Source organism: Sphaerospermopsis kisseleviana CS-549, from assembly GCF_028329225.1.
In the GTDB taxonomy this organism is placed as follows: Bacteria; Cyanobacteriota; Cyanobacteriia; order Cyanobacteriales; family Nostocaceae; genus Sphaerospermopsis; species Sphaerospermopsis kisseleviana.
On the sequence record NZ_JAQMTI010000190.1, the window covers coordinates 1 to 22,352 of the forward strand.

Genomic DNA, 22,352 nt, shown 5'->3' on the forward strand with positions numbered 1-22,352 from the left:
AATGACTAACATCTAATAACTAACATCTAATGACTAATAAGCTGTTGTGCATTTAATTTGTATAAGTGGAACAGGCATCTTGCCTGTTAAACAAGAGTTCAGAACATTAGGGTTATACAATTTAGCTGTGTAACAGCTTATCTAATGACTAATATCTAATGACTAAAAGACTAATTGGTTTAACAGGTGGTATAGCTACAGGTAAAAGTACAGTGGCTAATTATTTAGCTAATACTTATAATTTACCGATTTTAGATGCAGATGTTTATGCTAGAGATGCTGTATCTGTAGGTTCTCCCATACTCTCACAAATTGCCCAACGTTATGGTAAATCAGAAATTTTATTAGCAGATGGTAACTTAAATCGTGCTAAATTGGGAGAAATTATTTTTCATCAACCAGAAGAACGTATTTGGGTAGAAAATGTTATTCATCCCTATGTGAGAAATTGGTTTTTAAAAACTATTCATGAATCATCTGCAACTACTTTAGTATTAGTTATTCCCCTATTATTTGAAGCAGGTTTAGAAAATTTAGTTGGTGAAATTTGGGTTGTTTCTTGTTCAGAAGCACAGCAAAAACAAAGATTAATTCAAAGGAATAATTTAACAAATGAACAAGCAGCAGCAAGAATTAATAGTCAATTACCATTATCAGAAAAAATTGCCCGTGCGGATTTTGTTTTAGATAATTCTTCTACTTTAGAATCGCTTTTACAACAGATAGATAAAGTGATGAAAATATAATATCATGAATATGATTCAATAATGGACAATTACCTCTCTTTGAAAGTCAGAGTCTTGAAAAAGCGGGATTTTTGGCTTTTCTCCCCTGGAAAGGGGAGATTTTAAACATGGAATTAAACAATTATCAATTATCAATTATCAATTATCAATTAGTTAACTTTCTCCCCCTACCACTACATCCCGAATACGCAAAGAAGGTCCACCGCAACCCACAGCTAAACCGTTTTGTCCACCTTTACCACATCCACCGGATTCATCCCAGTAAAAATCATCACCTATAGCTTCAATATCTGCTAGGGTTTGAAAAACATTACCGGATAGTGTAACATCTTTTACAGGTTCAGATATTTTGCCATTTCTAATCATCCACGCTTCACCCGCGCTAAAGGTGAACATTTCCCCGTTTGTCATTCCCCCTAACCAGTTACGTGCATATACTCCTTCTTTGATATCTGTGAATAAATCTGCTACTGGGGTTTTACCTCTTTCTATCCAGGTATTTGTCATCCTTACAATGGGTGAGTAGTGATAATCTAAACAACGAGAGTTACCTGTGGGTGCTTCGCCTAATTTACCCGCAGTTTCACGAGAATGTAAACGTCCCACTAAAACCCCATCTTTGATTAATTGCGTAGTTGTCGCAGGTGTACCTTCATCATCGTAAAAATAACTACCTCTGTGACCTTGGGGTGCAGCACCATCAAAAATTTGCAGTTCTTCTGAACCAAAACGCCTTCCCAGAGTCATCACCTCCAATAAATCAGGGTTTTCATAGGCCATGTCTGCTTCGGAAAGATGTCCAAAAGCTTCATGAACAAATAAACCTGTAAGTATGGGGTCAATGACGACGGTATAAGTGTTACCTTTAACTGATGGTAAGGATAAAGCTGTTACTGCTCTTTCTGCTGCGCTTTTAACTTGAGTATCTAAATTGACTAAATCTTCAAAAGCTTTCCGTGATCCTGTGGTTTCTCTCCCTGTTTGTACGGTGTCGCCGTTTCTTGCTGTAGCTGCAAAGCGCATTTCCATATCTACCCAAGATTGCTCTATTAATGTTCCTTCTGAGGTAGCAATAATTACTCTTTGGCAACTATCACCATAACGGACTGAGGTAGTGGTAATGCGAGAATCAACGCTTTTTAATAATTCGGTGTAGCGATCGCACAATTCTTTTTTTTGTTTGAGGGAAACGGTACGGGGATCAATGCCTGTGAGGTGTAAATTACATACTGTTTGGATGGGATCAATGGGTGCGAGGATGGTTTCTTCATCTCCCACTATCCTAGCAGCAGCGATCGCTTCTTCTATTCTTTGTTCGATAGTTGCTAACTGGTTGAAACTACTTAAACCCCAGCCACCTTTATGACAAGCGCGAACATGGCCACCGATAGAAATACCTTCACTGAGGGTTTCTACTTTGTCACCACGCAATAAAATATCTGTTCCTTCAGCTTCTTCTAAACGAATCATGAGATAATCGACACGGGAGGAATAGCGAGCGATTAAATCAGAGAGTAAATTTTGGATGTCAGCAAGGAGTTTAGGCATTTTGGTTAGGGATGATGAAGAACTTTAGTTATTTTCCAACTATTTATGTTTATTTTCTATATCTTCAAAATCAGATTTAGCAGGTAGTTGAATACTTAATCAAAAACATATTTTTCTGCTACTTTCCAATAACGAGAAAACCTCTTTAAATCAATAAATCCATCATAATCAAAAAACGGTTCAACTTCCAATATTTCTAATTTCAATTTCTTTTCAATTTGATTACAAATATCATCAAATTTGGGACTGGGACTATCTGTAGTCACTACTAATTTAGCATCATGTTCCTGAGCAAATTTAATAATTTCCTCTGCGACATTTCCCCGACGAATTTCTACAGGTAATTCCAGTAAACATTCATATATAAAAGTTATCCTTTTTAAACTTAATTGCCATTCTTCGATTAAAGCATCATCCCAAACCCAAATAGCTGGGGTATTGGGATATTCTTGTAAAGCGGGGTTTTCGGGACTTAAACAGTCTCCATTGATCCAGATAATTGGTTTATTCATACATATCAGATAGATTTTAACAAAGCTTCTTTAAATTCTATCGCAGTTTGAAAATAAATTTGCGGTTTTTCTGTGTTAATCTGAGTTTAATTGTCAGAATCAGGTGGTTATCGAGTTTCGACTACGCTCAACTACCGCGACTTGTACTGAGCGCAGTCGAAGTAAGTCGAGATAATATCCAGGATTTAAGGATTTACAGGATGTGATTGATAAATTGGTAATTGGGATTTTTGAAATTTAAGTTTCGCGCAAAGACGCTAAGGAGCAAAGACGCAAAGAAAGAATTAGTTGAATATTCGCGTTTATCAGCGTTTATCAGCGTTACCTAATTCTGAAGTTGGAAAAAAAGTTTTTATTGCAATAAAGGGGGGTCTATTCTCAAGATTATTGAGAATGGTGTTAATAAATCAACGAGTTTTGGTGATTTCAGCTTGGGGGGTTGACAGTGTTCTGAGTTTTTGCTAATCTAATGTTATACCTAGAAATATATCCGCGCCATATACAACAGGTTTTGAGTTATTGAAGTTTATCAACAAGAATTAATTAATAGTGGAAGAATTAAACGAATTTACTTAGATGAATTACCATCAGGTTCAATTGGGATGGGGTTAATTGAGTTAATTGTCAGCAAGGAATCAGAAACACCTGAGTTGGTTAAAACCCTTTTGGATAGCTAAAACCCTTTACCTGTAAAGTTTTCGGATTTATTCAGCAAACCCTACATAGTAAATTACTGGTGCTGTATCCAAAAATAACTTTTTACCCTGAATTAAATAATCTTCAATGTTCATAGATATTTCTGAGATTTAATTCCCTATTTTTACTTTCCTCGTTTCTATTTCTGGAAACCCAATTTTGAGCATCTTCACTAACTAAAGGATAAGGTGCTTTACCTCTGATTTCTTGCCATTTTCGACGTTGTTTTTGTTCTATATCATTTGGTTGTGATTGCAGATATAATGACTCAATAAAAATTAATACTTTTTCTTGTTGTGCAGGTGTTAAATTATCTAGTTTTTCTAAAATAGATTTTTTATTTTCCTGTGCTGTAGTCATCATGAAAATCCTCATCATTTGTAAAACACAATCTTCTTTAATTATATAGCTATCGGCTTTTATTTGTAAATATTGCCAGGATTTGAGGATGTACAGGATATTATTGAATGATTGTTTTTTGGAAGTTGGGGATTTTTTAGGATGTTGTTTAATGATTGTTTTTGAATAATTTAAACCATCTATAAACTACTATCCTGTAAATCCTTTAATCCTGGTTATCCTGATTCAGACAAATGCAACTTTCATCACCAACAAACCAGCTAAAAACTACCATCCTGTAAATCCTATAATCCTGGTTATCCTGATTCAGACAAATAAATTTTACCTTCCTTTTTTCCCCTTCTGCCAACTTTGACTATTAGGCTTTTTACTAAACTCACCTTTGGGAAAAAGTCGCGCTTCCAACTCCTCATAACTCCCCTCAAAATCACACTTACCATAAAGCGGACATTGACGACAATAAACCCCTTTTGTGTAACGTTCTAAATTTTCCCGATTGAAAAAATAAGGTTTATGACTAAAGGTACTCGCTACCCATTGCCATGACATATTATTACTTGCAGGATCGCCATCCAACAAATGTTGTAAAAACCATTTTGCGCCTGCTTGCCATTGAATACGTCGCCAATGGATAATATAAGCTGCTAACCACATTCTAATATGGTTATGTAAATAGCCAGTTTTTCTTAATTCTTGACTAAAATTATCAATACAAACCAGTCCGGTTTTTCCTTCAATAATATCTTCCGGTAAATTTTTTGCGTAATCTGCTACTTTATAACCGGTTTTGTATTCTTCTTGATTTTCCCAAATACCTTTTCCTAACTTAACATACAGCCTTTGCCAATAATCGCGCCATCCTAATTCATTAATTAATTTACTCGCATCTTCTGGATTTTCCACCCGTTCTAAAATATCATCTCTAATTTCTCGCAAACTTAAAACGCCATAACGAATATAAGGTGATAACCTAGTAACAGCACCAGTTAAAGAATTGCGTGTTTTTGCGTAGGCAACAGGATCTACTTGTTTTAGCTTCGCTTTTGCTGCTTTCCTTCCACCCACAGTTTCGCTGATGTGATCATCTTGTTCTGCGGACTGGGGAAATTGTTCGCGCAGGTAAGCTATTAACTCATCTCGATTAGTGAAATCACGTAACATAGTATTATTGGTTGAGAATTATGTAATCAAAATTAGAAATAGTGGCAATTTAAATATAACTATATTATCCTCTACAGTATATCAAGTGTTACCAGAAAAAGCCATGACAAAACACCCATCTTTACAAGAAAAACAAGGTTACTATCGCTATGATCCCAGTAACTTAGATCAAAAAGGATATGCAAGGTTATTTCCTTACACTGGGGAAGATGGCGTTATCCGTTATATTTTAACCAAACTCAGCGAAAATTTGGTAGAACAGGGGAAACTTTCCCAACCTTGGACTTTATTACTGAGTCAGTTAGATAAAAAAGCGGAAGAATTACAGGAAAATTGGTTAAATATATCGACTTTGTTGGTAGACTGCAAAGTTTTTCAATCGGGATGGTTTAATTTGGATTTACCGCCCAATGAACAATTTAATAGTAGCTATATCCAAGAAAGAAAAAAATTAATTCAAACAATTTCTGCTGTTAAAAAAGCTGTCGAAAATGTAGATAAAAATTTACCTCCCCTCACAAAAAACGCAGAACAAAGAAATTTATTTTACCAAGCATTAGCTAAAAAAGCAGATGTTAAACCTCCTGTTATGAGTATAATTCATGAACGAGATGGAGGTTTGAGTGATAGAGAATTTGTCCGTCAACGTTTAGCTGGTGCTAACCCGACAATTATCCGCAGAGTGCAAACAAATGATCAAAGTTTGATTCAAACTTTAGCTACTCAACCTTACAAATTAGCTAATAACGGTGCTGTTGATTTAATTAAAGCTGCCAGTGAAAATCAGTTGTTTATTGCTGACTATCCAATTTTTAAAGATTTGAAAATTACAGACTTACAAACTGGTAAATATGTAGGTAGTCCAGTAGCTTTATTTCACAATACAGAAAAAGGTTTAGAACCTGTACTAATTCAATTAGAAAAAGGTCGAGTAGTCACACCAGGAATTACAGGAGAACCAGCAGATGATTGGATGAGAGCAAAGTTATATTTTCAAACTGCGGATGCTACCCATCATGAATTAATTGCCCATTTAGCTTATACTCATTTAGCAATGGAATCTTTGTCTATTGCTACTTCTAGACAAATACCAACTAATCACCCAGTTTATCAATTATTATCTCCCCATTTTAAATTTTTAATTGCCATTAATAACCGGGGAAATAGTATATTGTTAGCAGAAGGAGCAGCAATTGATAATTTAATGGCTCCTACTATCAAAACTTCTGGTAACTTGATGAATAAAGCCTATCGAGAAAAGTCTTTTTGGTATTATTCTCTGTTGAATGATATTGAAGTGCGGGGAATAGAACCGAAATTATTACCAGACTTTCCTTATCGGGATGATGCGTTGTTATTATGGGAGGCGATCGCCAAATACACAACTCGTTATTTACAACGCTACTACCCAGACGATAAAGCAGTACAACAAGACATCTATTTACAAAATTGGGCGGAAGAACTAGGCGCACCTTTAAACACCCGTCCCAAATCAGACTTTCCTCAAGCACCTGCATGGTTACCCAAAGAAATGGTAGCAGCATCAGGAATAGAACCCCAAGAAATACCTTCCTATCCCCGCGTACCAGGGTTTACAAAAGTTGGTAGTTTGCAACAATTAATAGACATTGCAACTATCGTCATCTTTACCTGTGGACCCCAACACGCAGCTTTGAATTTTAGTCAATACGATTATTTTGGTTATGTTCCTAACGCACCCTTAGCAAATTATATTCGTCCTGATACACCAGCCAGTTTAGAGGAAATTTTACCCTCAACAGCAAGAGATTTAGAGCAAATGCAATTAACCTTTGCATTAAGTGGAATTAACTGGAGTAAATTAGGAAGTTCTGATTTTATTCAGTTTGCAGATAAAATTGATCGGCAAATTCTCGCCCATTTTCAAAGTGATTTGTTAGAGATTGAAAGTAAAATTAAATCTCGAAATCAACAACGTTCCCTAGAAACAGGTGTAGAATATCCCTATCTTTTACCTTCTCGGATACCCAATAGTATTAATATATAATCATCATTGTAAAATCCTTGTAGAGACGTTTCATGAAAATTCTCTACATTTCAGATTAACCTAAAAATTTCATCATGACCAACATTCCCGAAATTGGACAACCTGCACCCGATTTTTCCACACCAGATCAAAACGATAAACTCGTGAACCTCGCTGACTTCAACGAGTGGATAGTCCTTTATTTCTACCCCAAAGATGACACCCCTGGATGTACCACAGAAGCCAAAGATTTTACAGATTTAGCCGCAGAATTTACCGCTTTAGGTGTTAAAATAATTGGTGTAAGTCCAGATTCCAGTAAATCCCATTGCAAATTTATCGCCAAACATAACTTAGAAATTACCCTATTAAGTGACCCCGAACATCAATTAATTGAAACTTACGGTGGATGGCGTTTAAAGAAATTCATGGGTAAAGAATATATGGGTGTTGCGCGTTCAACATTCTTGATTTCACCTGATAAAATCATCGCCCATTCTTGGGCAAACGTCAAAACAAAAGGTCATGCACAAGCAGTCTTGAAAAAACTCCAAGAATTAACCACCAAATAACAGTTTGTAGTGAGCGATTTATCGCTCCCTCCTGAAAATAATCATCCAGGCTTTATAATATAAATAACACCTTTATTTAATTTTTAGATAAATATGGTTCAGATTATCCAAGCACAGAATATTACCCTTGCGGAATTAAAACAAAAATTTGCCCTACAAAAATCTAAAGATGAACTTTTTTTTACAGAATTGCAACAAGATTTACCTAATATCTCAGAATTAGAACAGCAATATTTAGACCGAGTCAAAAAGAATTATCTCAACTTAGTAGAAAAATCTAGTCCTTTAGAAGATGCAGTTAAATTAGTAGTATTATCTCCCTTACTAGATTTAGCTGGTTTCTATGATTCTCCTTTTTATATTGCCACAGAAGAACCTATAGAAATTAGTGAAACAATCTTCACAGATGATGAAGAAACTGGATCAGAAACTACAGAGATTATTAAAGGTAAAATAGATGTTTTAGTTCTACAAAATAAGCTATGGTTATTAGTGATTGAAGCTAAAAGAACTAATTTTTCCTTAGCTAAAGCCATACCCCAAGCACTTACCTATATGTTAGCCAATCCTCACCCGAATTACCCCCTATATTCATTGGTAATTAATGGTGAAGACTTCCAATTTATTAAACTCATCCAAACTGATAAACCTTGTTATGCTTTGTCTGATAGATTCACTTTATATAGAAGGGAAAACGAACTTTATCAAGTTTTAAAAATCCTCAAAAAAATCGGTAAAATATTAACTTAATTGTTGAGTTTATTTATGTCTAATCGTCCCATCTACCTCGATAATCAAGCTACCACCCCCGTAGATGAAAGGGTACTCAATGCCATGATACCTTACTTTACAGAAAAGTTTGGTAATCCTGCTAGTAATAGTCATGTTTACGGTTGGGAAGGTGAAGCAGCAGTTAAACAAACCAGGGAAATTTTAGCCACTGCTATTAACGCTAACCCAGAAGAAATTGTCTTTACCAGTGGTGCAACAGAAGCGAATAATTTAGCTATTAAAGGTGTCGCAGAAGCATATTTTTCCAAAGGTCAACATATTGTTACCGTCGCTACGGAACATAAAGCAGTTTTAGACCCTTGTGAATATTTACAAAACATGGGTTTTGAAATTACAATTCTCCCAGTCCAAAAAGATGGATTAATTGATTTAAACCAATTAGAAACAGCCTTGCGTCCTGATACAATTTTAGTATCTGTCATGGCTGCAAATAATGAAATTGGTGTTTTACAACCTTTAGCAGAAATCGGTAAAATTTGTCGAGAAAAGGAAATTATATTTCATACAGATGCAGCACAAGCTATTGGTAAAATACCTTTAGATGTGCAAGCATTAAATATTGATTTAATGTCTTTAACTGCCCATAAAGTTTATGGTCCTAAAGGTATTGGTGCTTTATATGTTCGCAGACGTAACCCCAGAGTAAAATTAGCAGCGCAACAACATGGGGGAGGACATGAAAGAGGGATGCGTTCTGGAACTTTATATACACCGCAAATTGTTGGTTTTGGTAAAGCTGTGGAAATTGCTTTAAAAGAACAAGAAACAGAAAATCAAAGGTTAATAGAATTGCGAGAAAGACTGTGGAAACAGTTATCAACTTTGGAGGGAATTTATCTCAATGGACATCCTGAAAAAAGGTTAGCAGGAAATTTAAATATTAGTGTGGAAGGTGTGGATGGTGCTGCACTTTCTTTAGGTTTACAACCAATTGTTGCAATATCTTCTGGTTCTGCTTGTTCTTCCAATAATGTTGCACCTTCCTATGTTTTAACAGCTTTAGGACATTCGGAAAATTTAGCTTATGCTTCCGTAAGGTTTGGAATTGGCAGATTTAATACTGTTTATGAAATAGATCAAGTTGCCGAACATTTAATTACTACCGTGAAAAGTTTAAGAAGTTTCTCGAAAGTGTGAATTATTCTCTCGTTCCCAGTCTCTGACTCCAATAAAACGGAAGCCAGAGTCTTGCTTTATTCATTCCCATACAGAGTATGGGAACAAGAAAAAATTTTGATTCTTGTAAAATAAAGCGGACAAGATGCCCGCACCACAAGAGGATCTGTACATCCATTAATAAGGATCAGAATCAAATCTTCCCCGTTTCACACTTCTGAGATAATAACCTCTAGATGGTAAATTATTTAAATCAAAAGTTTCACCTCTAGGAAATCGCCAAATTTTATAATCATAATATGTGAGAGGTTTACCCGGTTCACAAACTTCTGGGGAATGATCTCCAAGAACAAAATAAACTGAACCCCTCCCCATAACTTTTGCAATTCCATATTTATCTACAAGTAAAGATGTTTCTTCGCTAATAGCTATTCCTAAGGCAGTATTAGATACACCATCTTGAATTTGTCGCGCAATAAAAACCATAATTCTTCCCATTCTTTTGCGTTCATCAAAATGGGTGTCAATAATCGTTCTTCGCAAATACTTCCACTGGAAAAAGTTATAGGTAAATGTAATATTCCTATAGGGGTCTTCCAGTGCTTCATTAGTTTCAATACTATCTTCACAAGCGCAAGAATCATAAACAAATTCACTTTGAATCATTGCCCCTGCACTTGTGCCACCAATAGCCCCACCCTTATCATAAACTGATTTGATGGCAGCTTCTAATTTCGTGTTTTTCCAGTTGCGAATATATTCACATTGATCACCACCAGCAAAGAAAATTACTCCAGCATTTCTGACTTTATCAAAAATATCTGTCCTATTCGCTTCTTGTTTATTTCTAATGATTAAAGTCTCTACATAATTCACACCTCTCATATTATAAATTAGCTGATTATAATCATCGTTACCAGCAGCACGAATGACAACAACATTAACTTTTTTGTTAGAGTTAGCACCTCCCCTGACTTGATTTATCATCCATTGAATCGCATCATCCACATCAGGACCACCCCCACCCAAATTATGTACAGGTCCAGCTAATAAAGGAACTTTATAATTCGGTCTATAATTGGGGTTTGGTAACGGTGGACTAACATCACGGCTAATTTTTTCCAAGTAGCGGTTTAGGTTTGCTGTAAAGTGGGATATGAGGAAGGTTCCCATCTTCAACAACATAGTTCTTGCTTTTCTCAAGCACTTGGCTATATTTGGGAATGCCTTGGTCATACTCAGGAATGTGAAGCAAACAGCCATCATTTCTAACTCTCGCATTCCCAAGGGGTAAATTCCCAGCGTACAGCCTTTGTACTGTTTTTTAACGGCAAAAAACGCAGAGTAATTAATATTATCTCCACTACTCTGCGAAAACCTCAGTTTTACTTTGTGTTTAATTACCAATCAACTTGCGATCGCTCTTTCACCACTTTCTCATATACAGCTTCCGTTTCTTTTGCTAATTGTGGCCAGCGAAATCTTCGTTCTAAATCTTCATAAGCGTTATCTATCAACCATTGTCGATAACCTGGATTTTTCAAAACTTCTAAAATTCCCCATGCTAAAGAATCTGGATTATTTACTTTAGTTACAATTCCTGTTTTCGTATGTTGTACTACTTCCGGAAAACCACCCGTATCTGAAACCACAACCGGAACTCTAGAAGCAAAACTTTCTAAAGCTACAATACCAAAAGGTTCATAAAGACTGGGAAAAACTGCACAGTCAGCTAAGGTTTGAAATTTATCCAAGTAGTCATCAGAAAGAAAACCAGTAAAATAGCATTTATCCCAAATTCCTAAATCCCAAGCTTGCTGTTTTAAATGGTCAGTATTACCACCACCAACTATCACAAATTTAACGTAACCGCCCATTTCCCAAAGTACCTTGGGAGCAGCATTAAGCAATACAGGTATACCTTTTTCATAAGTCATCCTGCCCAAGTAATAAACAATTTTTTCATGATCTGCGGCAAATTGGCGACGAAAATCTTGAGCATGAAAATCTCGGTAATGTTGCTTTTTCTCTGGGCGAATCCCATTAAAAATCACGTCGATTTTATCACCATGACTATTTAATGCTCTGACTACTTCCCCCCGCATATATTCAGTACAAACAATGATACGCCAAGCGTTATAAGCTAGTAACTGTTCTTTACCACAAATATAGCGTTGGGTATCATTATAAATACCGTTATAACGTCCGTATTCTGTGGCGTGAATGGTAGCAATGAGAGGAACTTTAAAAGTATGCTTGAGAGCGATCGCTGCATCTCCAACTAACCAATCATGGGCATGAATAAGATCAAATGGTCTTTCCTCTAACATCAGTTTACCACCGTGATGTCCCATACTCTCATTTAAATTTACTACCCAGTGAAAAAAATCATGACTATGGGCTACTGGTACTCGATGTACATAAATACCCTCAACTACTTCATACAGTGATGATTGTTTTACTTCTGGCGTAATCAAGTGAATCTCATGCCCTAACTTTACCAATTCCGGGTATAATTCTCCTACATGACGGGCAATTCCTCCCACTAACCTTGGCGGAAATTCCCAACTTAGTACCAGTATCTTCATTGATTTAACTCCCCGATATTTACAAAACTTGAAAGAATAGAAAAAACTACTTTGATCTCAAAATACGAAGTGTGACAATTACTGCGAGTATTCCTAGTGAAATTGTTGTTTTTTTTAATAAATAGTTTTTTGATAAAGCTTATCATATTGATTTGCAATTTATCTCTACAAAAAAACCCGATTTCATCAAAAAACCAGGTTAACTTTAAATTTGCAAATATCTAGTTGACTGGGGACTGGAGAGGTATAGTGATCCGATTTGATTCATGAATTTTTCGTGGAGGCAGGGAACAGGGAACAGCGAGAAAAATTTATTCTACCTCCCCTGCCTCCTGCCTCCTGTCACCTCATACATTAACTTTGATCTAACTTCAACACAGCCATAAACGCTTCCTGGGGTACATCCACCGTACCCACAGCTTTCATCCGTTTTTTACCCTTGGCTTGTTTCTGCAAAAGTTTCTTCTTCCGGCTGATGTCACCACCGTAGCACTTAGCTAAAACGTCTTTCCGCAAAGCCGGAATATGTTCACTGGCAATCACCTTACTACCAATAGACGCTTGAATGGGAACTTTGAATTGATGACGTGGGATCAGTTCTTTGAGCTTTTCAGCCATTGATCTGCCCACACCATAAGCTTTATCCCGGTGGACGATCATCGCTAAAGAATCTACGGGATCACCATTGATCATAATATCCAACTTCACCAACGGATTTTCCCGGTAGCCAATCAGATGATATTCCATACTCGCATAACCACGAGAACGGGATTTCATTTGATCAAAAAAGTCGGTGACAACTTCCGCCAAAGGAATTTCATAAGTTAGGGTAGTCCGTCCCTGGGTAAGATATTTCATATCTTTGAAAATACCCCGGCGGTTTTGTGATAACTCCATCAAAGTACCAACGTAGGTTTCGGGAGTAATCATTTCTACCTGCACATAAGGTTCTTCTATTCTTTCCCGGTCATTGGGCGCAGGTAAATGGCTAGGATTATCAATATACAGTTCCTCACCCTTGATAGTGATCACCTTATAAACCACAGATGGGGCTGTAATAATTAAATCCAGGTTATACTCTCGCTCTAACCGTTCTTGGACAATTTCCATGTGTAGCAAACCCAAGAACCCACAACGGAAACCAAACCCCATTGCGCTAGAAGTTTCCGGTTCATATTGCAAAGCCGCATCATTCAATCTCAGTTTTTCCAAAGCTTCCCGCAAGTCTTCAAATTGATCTGCATCTATGGGGAACATCCCACAAAATACCATTGGGTTAGCCTCTGTGTAACCGGGTAAAGGTTCTGTAGCTTTAGCCTTAGATAAGGTGATAGTATCGCCCACCCGTGCATCAGCCACAGCTTTAATAGAGGCGGCTAAATAACCTACTTCTCCCGCATGGAGTTCTTCAACTTGTTTTTGGGTGGGAGAAAGGACACCTAACTCATCAATTTCATATTCCTTACCCGATGCCATCAAATAGATGCGATCGCCCTTCTTCACTGTCCCATCCATCACCCGGAAATAAACAATTACTCCCCGGTAGCTATCGTAGTAACTATCAAAAATCAGCGCCCTTAAAGGTTGATCAACCGTATTAGCTGCTGGGGGTACACGTTCTACAATCGTCTCTAAAATCTCAGGAATACCGATTCCCTCTTTAGCAGAAGCTAAAATTGCCCCACTGCAATCTAAACCAATAATTTCTTCAATTTCACTAACTACTCTATCTGGTTCTGCTCCTGGTAAATCAATTTTATTTAAAACTGGAATAATTTCCAAATTATGCTCTAGTGCTAAATACACATTTGCTAAAGTTTGGGCTTCTACCCCTTGGGAGGCATCCACAACCAATAAAGCACCCTCACAAGCAGCCAGAGAACGGGAAACTTCATAGGAAAAGTCAACGTGACCAGGAGTATCAATTAAGTTTAAAACGTACTGCTGACCATCCTTAGCTGTGTAATTCATCCGGGCAGCTTGCAGCTTAATTGTAATGCCGCGCTCCCGTTCCAGATCCATGTTATCGAGAAACTGCTCCTTCATTTGTCGGTCGTCTACAGTGCCAGTAGCTTGGAGTAAGCGATCGGCTAAAGTAGATTTACCGTGATCAATATGAGCAATAATACAGAAATTGCGAATGCGAACTGCGGGAACGTCAGTCATATACCATCTTTGCTTTAGCAGCAATCAAAAGTTAAATCTATTTACTTCATGTATTTTAATGCTTTATTGGGTAATGGGAACAGGAGGCAGGAGTTCAAGAAGTCAGGAGTTCTAGCAGTCAGAGGAAGTTAATAACTCAGTCACCAGTCAATGGTCTCCAGTCTCCAGGCAGGTGAATTAATTTTCAAGATATGATGACACTGTATATGAAAACTGCCACCTAAAAACTGAATCATCTAAGTTTGGTAATTTTTTGGGAAACCGTAAACCTATGAATACGCAAGAAAACCCCACCAACGGGGAAAAAATCCATACAGACAAGGTAGAAATTGCTGTTCGCCTAGACTCTGAATTAATAGCCCAAATTCAGCATCTTACCAATGACCCCAGTAAGGTGATAGAAGTCGCCATCCGCCAATGGTTACGCGGCGACATACCGAGAGATGATGAACTAACTCGCACACCAATACGCACACCTATTCCCCCTAGAGGAGAATGGAATGATTGAAATTTGGGGACTGGGGACTGGGGAAGAAGCAGGGGAGCAGGGAGCAGGGGGAAGTTATTTGTATTTTTCCCAATCACCAGTCACCAATGATACAAAATGTAAAATTTAACGCTCCAGATTCCAGAAAAGTCAAAAATATACAGTCAAAAGTATGAAAGCTGTAAAACTTTATGCCAAAATTTAAGCAGCTTTAGTACAACCACGGTGGAAAGCAAATTGTCTATCCAACTCGATAAATGACTATTACTGCGAATAACCCATTGCCAAAGCTATTTTCTCAGAACCTGGAATCTACTAACCGCAGTACAGATGGCTTATTACTAACTCTTGCATCTGAGTTGGTATATATCCAAGATGGTACTGGGCGTTATCTGACATTTGATTGGCAGTACAGCGAACTCCTGGATTTAATCACTGAGAGAATAGTTGATGCGCTTAATGAAAATGAAATCTTTACCCCAGTAGATAAAGTTGCCTATTTGGAAGGCTTGCAAAGGATTTTAACAACTTTAGTCCCAGAGAGAGTTCAATGTTGGTTTAAATGCAGTCAATATTTATTAGAGTTGGAGTTGACAATTACTCCAATTATGCCGCAACTGGGTGAAGCCGCAACCACAGTTTTGGTTATGGGTAGGCTATTACCATCTCCAGTCAATGGTAAAGAAGTGAATCAGGCAGCAAAAACGCCTTCACAGCTTGAGTTATTTTTGCATTCTCGGAAAGTGCCACAGTTATTGGTGCAATACCAAAAACTATTAAACCAAATCACCAGAAATATCTGGTGGACACTGGATATAGATGTTATTTGGCAGCAAACAGTTGACAGTTTAGGACAAACTCTCAAACTGGAGCGTTGTATTTTCTTTCCTTATCAGCCAGGAGATTCAAAAGTTAGGGTAATCGCAGAATATCACCAACCAGCATTCAAGCCCATTTTAGGCTCAGAAATAGAGATATCTTCTGAACCTGCTTTTGCTCAAGCTTTCGCAACTCTAGAACCGATGGTCATAGAGATGCCCATTCAAACAAATTCTCAGCAGCACAGATTTTTACTTTTTGCTACTAACTATCAAGACCAAGCAAATGGTTTAGTTGGGTTAAGTTTAAGCAGTGAAGAAATATTAATAACAGAAACGGAAATAGAATTAATTAAAGAGTTGGCAGATCAACTGGGTACAGCGATCGCTCATGCTACCCTATACAAAGAACTAGAATACGCAAGACAAAACGCTGAGGAAGCATCCCGGTTAAAAAGCGAATTTCTCGCTAATGTATCCCACGAAATTCATACACCTTTAAATGGCATGATTGGCTTTTTAAAGCTGATTTTAGAAGGGATAGCAGATGATCCCGAAGAACAAATGGAATTTGTGGATGAAGCTCTTAAATTATCACTCCATCTGCTAAATCTTCTTAATGATATTTTGGATATTGCCAAAATCGAAGCCGGGAAAATGGAGTTAGACTGCTCACCTGTCAAACTTCAAGAGCTATTTAGTGATGTAGAAAACTTTACCCGTCCCCAAGCGGAGATGAGAAACCTCAGTTTCCAAATGCAAATGCCTGTCACCTCTGATGAAATTATCGTTCAAGGTAATTACCAAAGGTTGTTACAAGTTATGCTAAATTTGGTAGGCAATGCTATTAAATTCACCCATGAAGGTGGAATCACCATCAGCGCCGACTGGGTTATCAAAAAAGGAAAAGGAAAATCCAGCAAACCACAGAATCCCGGCATGGTGAAAGTTAAAGTTGCAGATACTGGTATTGGTGTTTCCTTAGACAAACAAGATAAACTGTTTCAATTATTCTCTCAAGTTGATGGTTCTCGTACTCGTCACTACGGAGGTACTGGTTTAGGTTTAACCATATCCCAAAAGCTGGTAGAAGCAATGGGCGGTGAGGTACATTTTTATAGCTTAGGCGAAGGTCTTGGTTCAACTGTCACCTTCACAGTCCCACTTTATCAACAACCGGTCTTGTGTTCCCCTAGCGAGTGCGAGATTGAATCTCAATAATTGATTGGTGACTGGTGATTGGGGAAGAAAATTTTAGATTTTAGATTTTAGATTGGAGTTAACAAAAACAATCCAAAATCCAAAATCCAAAATCCAAAATAAATAACTCCTGACTCCTGTACGGGCGAAGCCTGCCTGTCGGCAGACAGGCATTCGGAAAATAGCCTTTTCATAAAATTGATAATTGGTCGCCCGAATGCTTTGCCCCTACGACTCCTGACTCCTCGAACTCCTGACTCCTTGATCTCCTGCCTCCTGCCTCCTGACTCCTGACTCCTGTTATATTTTGGGAAATGGGTGGATAATCTGCAAATCCCACTTTCAAAGCCGTCCTTTACTGAACAGGTCTAAAACTATGGAATTGACACTTGAAAACGTTGAAACTGTCTTAGATGAAATGCGCCCTTATCTAATGTCTGATGGGGGTAATGTGGAACTGGTAGAACTCGATGGACCAGTAGTGAAACTGCGTTTACAAGGTGCTTGCGGTTCTTGTCCTAGTTCACAAATGACTTTGAGAATGGGTATTGAACGCCGTCTCAAAGAAATGATTCCCGAAATTGCAGAAATTGAACAAGTCATCTAGGGATAGATGACTGGTGGTTGGTGATTGGTGATTGGTGACTGGTGATTGGTGAGTGGGTAATCAATCTTTATGTTTCCCTATCAACTATCAACTATCAACTATCACCAATTACCCATTACCATTATTGATAATTGAAAATTATTAGTAAATCCTGAAAAGCATATTATTGATCATGTCTCATCCCCTTTACGTCGCGTTTATTTGGCACCAACATCAACCATTGTACAAGTCTCCTGTCAGTCAGCAGTATCGCTTACCTTGGGTGAGGTTACATGGTACTAAGGATTATCTAGATTTAATATTATTGCTGGAAAAATACCCGAAATTACATCAAACGGTGAATTTAGTACCGTCTTTGATTTTACAGTTAGAAGATTATATTGCGGGAAATGCTTTTGACCCTTATTTAACTGCCAGTTTAACACCTGTGGAACAGTTAACCACAGAACAAAAAGAGTTTATTGTTCAACATTTTTTTGATGCTAACCATCATACTTTAATTGACCCCCATCCCCGTTATGCCCAATTGTATTATCAAAGACAGGAAAAGGGTCAAGGTTGGTGTTTAGCAAATTGGCAAGCTGTAGATTATAGTGATTTATTAGCTTGGCATAATTTAGCGTGGATTGATCCTTTATTTTGGGATGATCCAGAAATTGCAGTTTGGTTAAAACAAGGACGTAATTTTACTTTAGGCGATCGCCAACGGATCTATTCTAAACAAAAACAAATCCTCAGTCGCATTATTCCCCAACACCGGAAAATGCAGGAAACTGGCCAGCTAGAAGTTACCACCACCCCCTACACTCACCCCATTTTACCCCTGTTAGCTGATACCAACTCTGGACGGGTGGCAGTGCCACAAATGACATTACCTAACCAGCGTTTCCAGTGGGCGGAAGATATTCCCCGCCATTTACAAAAAGCCTGGGATTTATATAAAGATAGGTTTGGACAAGCACCCAGAGGTTTATGGCCTTCAGAACAGTCCGTCAGCCCAGAAATTTTACCGTATATTATTAAACAAGGGTTTAAGTGGATTTGCTCAGATGAAGCGGTTTTAGGTTGGACATTGCAACATTTCTTTCATCGGGATGGGGCGGGAAATGTACAACAACCAGAATTATTATACCGTCCCTATCGTTTGCAAACTCCCGCAGGTGAGGTTTCCATTGTATTCCGGGATCATAGATTATCAGATTTAGTGGGTTTTACTTATGGTGCAATGCAGCCAAAACAGGCGGTTGCAGACTTAGTAGGACATTTACAGGCGATCGCTAGAAAACAAAGAGAAAACCCAACTTCACAACCTTGGTTAGTTACCATTGCTTTGGATGGGGAAAATTGCTGGGAATTTTATCCCCAAGATGGTAAAATTTTCCTAGAAACATTGTATGAAAACCTGAGTAATCAAGAAAATATCAAACTGGTTACTGTTTCCGAATTTCTCGAAAAATACCCCGCTACAGCAACTATTCCCGGTGAAAAATTACATAGCGGTTCATGGGTAGATGGCAGTTTTACAACTTGGATCGGTGATCCTGTAAAAAACCGCGCTTGGGACTATTTAACCCATGCAAGAGAAACCTTAGCAAAACATCCCGAAGCAACCGAAGAAAATAACCCCGCAGCGTGGGAAGCATTATATGCTGCTGAAGGTTCAGATTGGTTTTGGTGGTTTGGAGAAGGACATTCATCAAATCAAGATGCCATATTTGATCAACTATTTAGAGAACATTTATATGGCATTTATAAAGCATTAAATGAACCCATACCAGCCTATTTAACCCAACCATTAGAAGTCCACGAAGCCAAATTAGATCATCGTCCAGAAAGTTTTATTCATCCCATAATTGACGGTAAAGGGGATGAACAAGACTGGGATAAAGCCGGCAGAATAGAAGTAGGTGGTTCACGGGGAACAATGCACCAAAGTAGTTTAGTACAACGCATTTTTTACGGTGTTGATCACCTAAATTTCTATGTGCGAGTAGACTTTAAAAGCGGTGTCACACCAGGAAAAGAACTACCCAAAGAATTAAATTTATTGTGGTATTATCCCGATAGACCAATGATCAATAGTCCTGCACCTTTAGCAGAAGTTCCTGATCTTGCACCGGTTAATTATTTCTTTCACCATCATTTAGAAATTAACCTAATTTCCCAAACAATTTATTTTCGAGAAGCAGCAGAACATTATCAATGGCATCCCCGCGCAACTCGCGCCCAAGTTGCGTTAAACTCTTGTTTAGAGATAGCAGTACCTTGGGCAGATTTGCAAGTTCCTCCTGACTATCCTGTAAGGTTGGTTTTAGTATTAGCTGATGATGGTTGTTATCACAGTTATTTACCGGAAAATTCTTTAATTCCCATTGAAGTCCCTTAATAGTAGGTTGGGTTGACGAAAGGAAACCCAACATCTTTTTTATCTCACGCAAAGACGCAGAGAACGCAGAGGAAGAAAATAATTCAAAAGTAGATTAAGTTCCGTAGTGAGGACTTCAGTCCTCAAGTAAGGAATTTATTCCTTACTACGAACTTTGCGTTTAAAAAATGGGTTGTAAATCTAAAATAAAACCTGGTAACACATCTTCCCCAGATAAACTTTGAGGATTTTCTAATATTTCTACTGCTTGATTTTGACGATATATTTCTACTTGTTTATCTTTAGGATTTAACAACCAACCTAAACGCAATCCATTATTAATATATTCCTGCATCTTTGTTTGTGTATCAGCTAAATCGTCACTTTCAGAAACTAATTCAATCACAAAATCAGGACATAAAGGTAAAAACTTTTTTCTTTGTTCTGGTGTCAGTGCATTCCATCTTTCTATTTTTATCCAAGATACATCGGGGGAACGAGTACCACCAAGAGGTAATTTAAAACCTGTGGAAGAATCAAATGCTTTTCCTAATTTATGTGTTCTGTTCCAAAACCAAACTTGTCCAGTTAATTCTAAGTTTCTTTCTCCTGTTTCTCCTCCGGTTGGTGACATAACAATTAATTCCCCTTGATGTGATAATTCTAAACGTAAATCTTTGTTAGCTGCAACTATTTCTACAAATTCATCATCTGTGAATTTTAATGATTGTGGGATTTGTAAGGTTACAGAAGTCATGATTCTTACCTGTTGAATATTAGATATTATATCTCAGTACGTTGGGTTGACGGGAGGAAACCCAACATCTTTTATATCTCACGCAAAGACGCAGAGGAAGAAAATAATTCAAAAGTAGATTAAGTTCCGTAGTGAGGACTTCAGTCCTCAAGTAAGGAATTTATTCCTTACTACGAACTTTGCGTTTGCAAAATGGGTTGTAAATCTCAAATAAAACCTTTTGAGAGGGAATTTTTAATTTTCTATTGTTGAATATTTTGTTGAATATTATAAATCCCAATCTCTGCGAAAATGCAATAAACTTTGCAAAAACTCTTGCAAAATGTGGTTTTTATTTAACTTTTGTTTATTCCATTCTCTTGCGGTTTGCTGTAATATTTCTGAAAAGCTAGGATCAACAACAGCTAAATTTTCTAAGTTCTCAATTTTCAGATTTTTTGACATTGTTAAAGCTACTAAGTTTATTAATTCTCCCGCTTCTACACCAAATATAGAACATCCTAATATTTGACCATTTTCTAAAATAATTAATTTACAAATACCTGTAATTTCATTTTTAATTTGTGCTGCTGTTAAGGTTTTGAAATAGTTGGTAAAAACTAAAACTTGATTTTTACCATATCTTCTTTTTGCTTGTAATTCTGTTAACCCTATTTGCGCTACCATTGGTTGAGAAGATATTATCCAAGGAATACAACGATAATTAACTTCAAGTCTGGGAAAAAATAGAGCATTTTTCACAGCAATTTTAGCTTCATAATTGGCAATGTTGGCAATATCATAACCACCTAGAATATCACCACAAGCGTAAATGCGATGATTTGTGGTTTGGAGTTTTTTATTCACAACTAAACGCCTTGGATACCATTTTACTCCTGCTGCTGCTAAATTTAAATTATCTATGTTTGGTTGTTGTCCAGTTGCAATTAAAATTTCTTCAGTTTCTATAGCTTTATCTCCAGCTTGCACCCATTTTTGATCTTCAATTTTTCGTATTTGGGTGACGATTGTTTGGTTAAAAATACGCACACCATCAGCTTCTAATTGTGCTATCAATAATTGTCTTATTTCTGGTTCAAGATCAGAAAAAACACTAGGATGATTTAATATTAAATTGATGTTGCAACCCCAACGAGCTAAAGTTTGGGCAATTTCAATACTTTGGGGTAAACCACCAATAATTACCCAATTTTTTGGAGGGTTTGGTGTTTCTAAATATTGCCAAATATTCGCTAAGGTGAGATAACCTGTAGTGTTTAAACCTTCAATATCGGGAATTTTTGGACGTGAACCGCAAGCGAGTAAATAGGTACGGGCGCTTAAAATTCTGTCATTCACTGCAAAACTCAGCTTGGGAGAAGTTTGAAATTTCCCATTACCAATAATTACATCAACACCTTGGGCAGACAAATTAGCAAGAGAATTAAGTTGGTTGATATTTGCTGCAATGCTTTGAGCATACAACTTCGCTTGTGGGTAGGAATAGCTGCAAGTCGGTTGCAATATGGAAATTTGCGATTTTTCTGGTACTCCAGTATTGTTAATTGGCTTGTTCCGGTGAAAATTTGATTTGATGTTTTTACTCTCGTCCATAATGCCAAGAGTTGCCATATCAACGCACTGCTGTGAGATTTTACTTAGTTCGCTGAGTGGGTAATGATAGTTTAATTCATAGTGTATTTGAGGCTGTACCAAGGCAACTTTCGCTTGTAGTTGGGTTGCAGCTAAAGCCGCTTGGTATCCAGTAATACTACCACCAATAATTACAATATCGTAGTCAATTTTCATTGGGAATAGGGAATAGGGAATTGGGAATTGGGAATTGGGAATTGGGAATTGGGAATTGGGAATTGGGA

Annotated in this window: 19 protein-coding genes; 10 read left to right on the plus strand and 9 right to left on the minus strand. The window is 37.4% G+C overall.

Annotated features, from left to right (window positions below):
* Positions 1 to 158 precede the first annotated feature (158 nt).
* Positions 159 to 746 (plus strand): dephospho-CoA kinase, encoded by a 588-nt coding sequence (gene coaE / locus PN497_RS15535; protein WP_096572254.1) that lies wholly within the window; start codon positions 159 to 161, stop codon positions 744 to 746.
* Positions 747 to 899: 153 nt separating this feature from the next.
* Here the strand turns inward: coaE and PN497_RS15540 are convergent, their stop codons facing one another.
* The gene (locus tag PN497_RS15540; protein ID WP_096572255.1) at positions 900 to 2,294 is read right to left on the minus strand and encodes a TldD/PmbA family protein; all 1,395 of its coding nucleotides are present in this window, start codon (positions 2,292 to 2,294) and stop codon (positions 900 to 902) included.
* A 95-nt stretch (positions 2,295 to 2,389) separates the two neighbouring features.
* A complete protein-coding gene (locus PN497_RS15545) occupies positions 2,390 to 2,806 on the minus strand; it encodes a hypothetical protein (protein ID WP_096572256.1) in 417 nt (138 codons plus the stop codon).
* 542 nt (positions 2,807 to 3,348) lie between these two features.
* Between PN497_RS15545 and PN497_RS15550 the strand changes: the two genes are divergently transcribed.
* Complete coding sequence (locus PN497_RS15550; RefSeq protein ID WP_272110627.1) at positions 3,349 to 3,483, plus strand: DUF2887 domain-containing protein; 135 nt, start codon at positions 3,349 to 3,351, stop codon at positions 3,481 to 3,483.
* Between the two features lie 103 nt (positions 3,484 to 3,586).
* Here PN497_RS15550 and PN497_RS15555 read toward each other — a convergent pair whose 3' ends face one another.
* Both PN497_RS15555 and PN497_RS15560 read right to left on the minus strand, forming a co-directional pair.
* On the minus strand, positions 3,587 to 3,865 hold the full coding sequence (locus tag PN497_RS15555) for a hypothetical protein (RefSeq protein WP_272110618.1): 279 nt from the start codon (positions 3,863 to 3,865) through the stop codon (positions 3,587 to 3,589).
* A gap of 318 nt (positions 3,866 to 4,183) precedes the next feature.
* Complete coding sequence (locus PN497_RS15560; protein WP_096572258.1) at positions 4,184 to 5,023, minus strand: FAD-binding domain-containing protein; 840 nt, start codon at positions 5,021 to 5,023, stop codon at positions 4,184 to 4,186.
* Between PN497_RS15560 and PN497_RS15565 the strand changes: the two genes are divergently transcribed.
* The 4 genes from PN497_RS15565 (at position 5,007) to PN497_RS15580 (ending at position 9,529) form a co-directional block, all read left to right on the plus strand.
* Positions 5,007 to 7,049, plus strand: a complete 2,043-nt coding sequence (locus tag PN497_RS15565) for a lipoxygenase family protein (protein WP_272110620.1) — start codon at positions 5,007 to 5,009, stop codon at positions 7,047 to 7,049. The genes PN497_RS15560 and PN497_RS15565 overlap by 17 nt on opposite strands.
* A 74-nt stretch (positions 7,050 to 7,123) precedes the next feature.
* Positions 7,124 to 7,600, plus strand: coding sequence for a thioredoxin-dependent thiol peroxidase (gene bcp / locus PN497_RS15570; RefSeq protein ID WP_096572259.1), 477 nt, complete (start codon positions 7,124 to 7,126; stop codon positions 7,598 to 7,600).
* A gap of 93 nt (positions 7,601 to 7,693) precedes the next feature.
* Complete coding sequence (locus PN497_RS15575) at positions 7,694 to 8,350, plus strand: type I restriction endonuclease (RefSeq protein ID WP_096572260.1); 657 nt, start codon at positions 7,694 to 7,696, stop codon at positions 8,348 to 8,350.
* Positions 8,351 to 8,365: 15 nt separating this feature from the next.
* Positions 8,366 to 9,529, plus strand: a complete 1,164-nt coding sequence (locus PN497_RS15580) for an IscS subfamily cysteine desulfurase (protein WP_096572261.1) — start codon at positions 8,366 to 8,368, stop codon at positions 9,527 to 9,529.
* Positions 9,530 to 9,685: 156 nt separating this feature from the next.
* On the opposite strand, the gene PN497_RS15585 is transcribed toward PN497_RS15580, so the two are convergent.
* The 3 genes from PN497_RS15585 to lepA form a co-directional block, all read right to left on the minus strand.
* Positions 9,686 to 10,744, minus strand: a complete 1,059-nt coding sequence (locus tag PN497_RS15585; RefSeq protein ID WP_096572262.1) for a cyanophycinase — start codon at positions 10,742 to 10,744, stop codon at positions 9,686 to 9,688.
* A gap of 164 nt (positions 10,745 to 10,908) precedes the next feature.
* A complete protein-coding gene (locus PN497_RS15590; protein ID WP_096572263.1) occupies positions 10,909 to 12,096 on the minus strand; it encodes a glycosyltransferase family 4 protein in 1,188 nt (395 codons plus the stop codon).
* A 354-nt stretch (positions 12,097 to 12,450) separates the two neighbouring features.
* Positions 12,451 to 14,262: a translation elongation factor 4 gene (lepA, locus tag PN497_RS15595; protein ID WP_096572264.1), complete on the minus strand. Its 1,812-nt coding sequence runs from the start codon at positions 14,260 to 14,262 to the stop codon at positions 12,451 to 12,453.
* Positions 14,263 to 14,533: 271 nt separating this feature from the next.
* Between lepA and PN497_RS15600 the strand changes: the two genes are divergently transcribed.
* From PN497_RS15600 to PN497_RS15615, 4 genes are all read left to right on the plus strand, one after another.
* Positions 14,534 to 14,770 (plus strand): hypothetical protein, encoded by a 237-nt coding sequence (locus PN497_RS15600; protein ID WP_096572265.1) that lies wholly within the window; start codon positions 14,534 to 14,536, stop codon positions 14,768 to 14,770.
* Positions 14,771 to 15,006: 236 nt separating this feature from the next.
* Entirely contained in the window at positions 15,007 to 16,788 is a 1,782-nt protein-coding gene (locus PN497_RS15605) for a sensor histidine kinase (protein WP_096572266.1), read from the plus strand.
* Positions 16,789 to 17,143: 355 nt separating this feature from the next.
* Entirely contained in the window at positions 17,144 to 17,374 is a 231-nt protein-coding gene (locus PN497_RS15610) for a NifU family protein (protein WP_096572267.1), read from the plus strand.
* A 172-nt stretch (positions 17,375 to 17,546) separates the two neighbouring features.
* A complete protein-coding gene (locus tag PN497_RS15615; protein ID WP_096572268.1) occupies positions 17,547 to 19,760 on the plus strand; it encodes a glycoside hydrolase in 2,214 nt (737 codons plus the stop codon).
* 160 nt (positions 19,761 to 19,920) lie between these two features.
* On the opposite strand, the gene PN497_RS15620 is transcribed toward PN497_RS15615, so the two are convergent.
* Together PN497_RS15620 and PN497_RS15625 are read right to left on the minus strand one after the other, a co-directional pair.
* Entirely contained in the window at positions 19,921 to 20,496 is a 576-nt protein-coding gene (locus PN497_RS15620) for a Uma2 family endonuclease (protein ID WP_096572269.1), read from the minus strand.
* A 267-nt stretch (positions 20,497 to 20,763) separates the two neighbouring features.
* The gene (locus PN497_RS15625; RefSeq protein WP_096572270.1) at positions 20,764 to 22,284 is read right to left on the minus strand and encodes a dihydrolipoyl dehydrogenase family protein; all 1,521 of its coding nucleotides are present in this window, start codon (positions 22,282 to 22,284) and stop codon (positions 20,764 to 20,766) included.
* Positions 22,285 to 22,352 lie beyond the last annotated feature (68 nt).